This window comes from Streptomyces cahuitamycinicus, from assembly GCF_002891435.1.
Lineage (GTDB): Bacteria > Actinomycetota > Actinomycetes > Streptomycetales > Streptomycetaceae > Streptomyces > Streptomyces cahuitamycinicus.
The window spans coordinates 1-3,051 of sequence record NZ_POUC01000659.1 but is presented as its reverse complement, the minus strand read 5'-3'; the positions used below and the strand labels follow the sequence as shown (position 1 = coordinate 3,051).

Genomic DNA, 3,051 nt, shown 5'->3' with positions numbered 1-3,051 from the left:
CCCCGCCCCACCCGAAGTGGCTGAAGGCGGTCCCCGCGAGGGCCGATGCGGCGGCGCCGCCCGCGAAACCGGCCACCACATAGGCGGTGTTGGCCGTGGCGGGGGTGGAGGTCGTGGTCAGGGCCAGGGTCTGGTTGGCCACGTGGGAGGCGACCAGGGCCGCGTGCACGGCGACCGCGGCGGCGAACAGTGCCCAGAGCACGTGCCCGCCCAGCCAGAACAGGGGCACCGACACCGCGGCGATCAGATACGCGGAGGCCACGACCCGCGCCGCACCGAACCGGTCCACCAGCCCGCCCGCCAGCGGCGCCACCGCACTCGCGGTCAGCCCGAAGAGCCCGAACAGCCCGGCGGTCGCGGTGGACAGACCGTATTCCGGCCCGGTCAGCAGCAGGGCCAGTGAGGTCCACAGCGCGCTCCACGCACCGAACATCCCGGCCTGTCGCACGCACGCCCGCCACAGCTCCGGCGAGCTCCGCAGCACCGACGGCAGTGCGACGAGCCCCGCGAACAGCGGACCCGGTCGGCGTTGCCGCGAGGGCAGGACCACCGCGGTCGCGAGACCCAGCGCGAGCGTCAGCACGGCCGCGCCCGCGAACACCCACCGCCAGCCGAACGCCTGCCCGGCCAGCCCGCCCAGGACCCGGGCCGCGACGATGCCGGTGAACAGACCCGCGATGACCGCCGCGACATGCCGGGCCCGCCGCTCGACCGGGGCCCGCTCGGCGACCAGCGGGACGAGTAGCTGGGGGATCACGGTCGCCGCCGAGGCGACGAACATCGCGGCCGCGAGGGCGGCGGCGCCCGGGGCCGCCGCACTGGCACCCAGCGCGAGCGCGGTGACGAGCGTGAGCCCGGCGACCAGCCGACGCCGGTTCGCGCGGTCGCCGAGCGGGGCGAAGAACAGCAGCCCGACGGCGTAGCCGAGCTGGGCGACCGAGGCGATCCAGGCGATGGCCGAGGGCGCCGAGCCGAAGTCTCGGGCCATGAGCGGGAGCAGTGGCGCGGCGAGGTAGATGTTGGCGGCGGTGACCGCGCTGCACACGGCGAGCAGGGAGAGGAAGAGGCCGGGGGCGGGCGTACGGGCCTGCCGTACGGGGTCGGTGCCGCGGGCGGTGGTGGTGGTCGCTGACGACATGGGAGGGGGACTCCTTGGAGTCGGCTCTAGCAACTAACTGGTTGGTTGACGGATGAGGGGACAGTCTGGGCCGCCCCGCGCTCCACTGTCAACCAAACAGTTGGTTACCCTGGCGCGCTACCCTCTCCCCCATGGCAGCAAGGGACCCCGAGGCCACCAAGGCCCGGATCTTCGAGGCGGCGGTCGCCGAGTTCGCCTGGCACGGCATCGCCGGCGCCCGCATCGACCGCATCGCCGGCGCGGCGAAGGCCAACAAACAGCTCATCTACGCCTACTTCGGCAACAAGGCCGAGCTGTTTGCGATCGTCCTCGAAAAGAAGATGCTCCACCTCGCCGAGGCCGTCCCCGTCGACCCGGACGACATCGAGAGCTGGGTCGACCGCCTGATGGACTACCACGCCGCCCACCCGGAGCTGCTGCGCCTGCTCTTCTGGGAGGGCCTGGAGTACGGCAGCACCGAGCTGCCCCACGAGTCCGACCGCCAGGAGCACTACGCCCGCAAGGTCGCCGCCCTGCGGGAGGGGCAGCGGCGCGGAGCCGTCACGGACGCCATTCCGGCGGCCGACCTGCTGTTCCTGCTGACCGCCCTGGCCAACTGGACCGCCGTCGTCCCCCAGATGCGGCGCATCCTGGTCGGCGACGGCGAGCCCGAGCGGGACCGTCTGCGGGCCTCGGTGAAGGAGGCCGCACGCCGGCTGACGGCTCGGTAGGGCTCGCGCCGGCTGATGGCTCGGTAGGGCGCACGTCGGCTGATGGCTCGGTAGGGCGCGCGTCGGCTGATGGCTCGGTAGGGCTCGCGCCGGCTGATGGCTCGGCTGGACTCGCGCCGGCTCACGGCCCGGTATGACGCGCCCCGGTCTGACGGCTCGGCTGGACGAGCGCCGGTAGACGGACCGGCTGGACTCGCCCCGGCTCACGGCCCGGTATGACGCGCCCTGGCTGACTGCGGCCCGGTAGGACTACTGCCCGTTGCTCAGTTGGTCCCGATCCGGCTGAGCAGCTCGACGATCCTGGACTGCACCTCGGGGCTCGTGGACCGCTCCGCGAGGAACAGCACCGTCTCCCCGGACGCCAGCCGCGGCAGGTCCGCCTGGTCGACGGCGGCGGTGTACACGACGAGCGGAGTGCGGTTGAGCTGCCCGTTCGCCCGCAGCCAGTCGATGATCCCGGCGTATCCCTCCTGCCGCCGGTGCACCTGGAGCAGATCCATCACGACCAGGTTCGGCCGGAACTGCCCCGCCAGCGTCACCGCGTCCGCGTCACTCGCGGCCCGCGCGACCTGCATACCGCGCCGCTCCAGCGTCGCCGTCAGCGCCAGCGCGATCTCCGCGTGCTCCTCGACCAGCAGGACCCGCGGCGGGTGCTGCTCACTGTCGCGCGGCGCCAGCGCCTTCAGCAGTACGGCCGGATCGGCGCCGTATGCCGCGTCCCGCGAGGCCTGCCCGAGCCCGGCCGTGACGAGGACGGGCACCTCCGCGGCCACGGCGGCCTGCCGCAGTGACTGCAGTGCCGTCCGCGTGATCGGCCCGGTCAGCGGGTCGACGAACAGCGCGGCGGGGAAGGCCGCGATCTGCGCGTCGACCTCCTCGCGCGAGTTCACGATCACCGGCCGGTAGCCGCGGTCGCTCAGCGCCTGCTGGGTGCTGACGTCCGGCGCCGGCCACACCAGCAGCCGCCGCGGGTTGTCCAGCGGCTCGGGCGGCAGTTCGTCGTCCATCGGCTGCGGCCGCGGCGGATCGGCCACCTCGACGGCCCCGCCGGGCCCGTCCAGCGGCTCCGGCCCCTCGGCGGCGTTCTCGTCCGGTGCGCCTATGGCGTACGACCGTCCGCCGCCCTCGGTCATCTGCGCCAGGCGCGACTGACCGGCGAGGGACGGCTGCGCCGGAACGGGGGCGGTGGCCGGGGCGGGGGCC

Annotated in this window: 3 protein-coding genes; 1 reads left to right on the top strand and 2 read right to left on the bottom strand. The window is 74.0% G+C overall.

Annotation, left to right across the window (positions count from 1 at the left end):
• The coding region (locus C1J00_RS41140; RefSeq protein WP_102913939.1) for an MFS transporter at nt 1-1,138 on the bottom strand (1,138 nt) is incomplete at its 3' end.
• Nucleotides 1,139-1,269: 131 nt separating this feature from the next.
• Here C1J00_RS41140 and C1J00_RS41135 point away from each other — a divergent pair.
• Nucleotides 1,270-1,848 (top strand): TetR family transcriptional regulator, encoded by a 579-nt coding sequence (locus C1J00_RS41135; protein ID WP_102913938.1) that lies wholly within the window; start codon nt 1,270-1,272, stop codon nt 1,846-1,848.
• A 263-nt stretch (nt 1,849-2,111) separates the two neighbouring features.
• Here the strand turns inward: C1J00_RS41135 and C1J00_RS41130 are convergent.
• A partial coding sequence (locus C1J00_RS41130) for a response regulator (RefSeq protein ID WP_146046368.1) occupies nt 2,112-3,051 on the bottom strand: 940 nt, incomplete at its 5' end.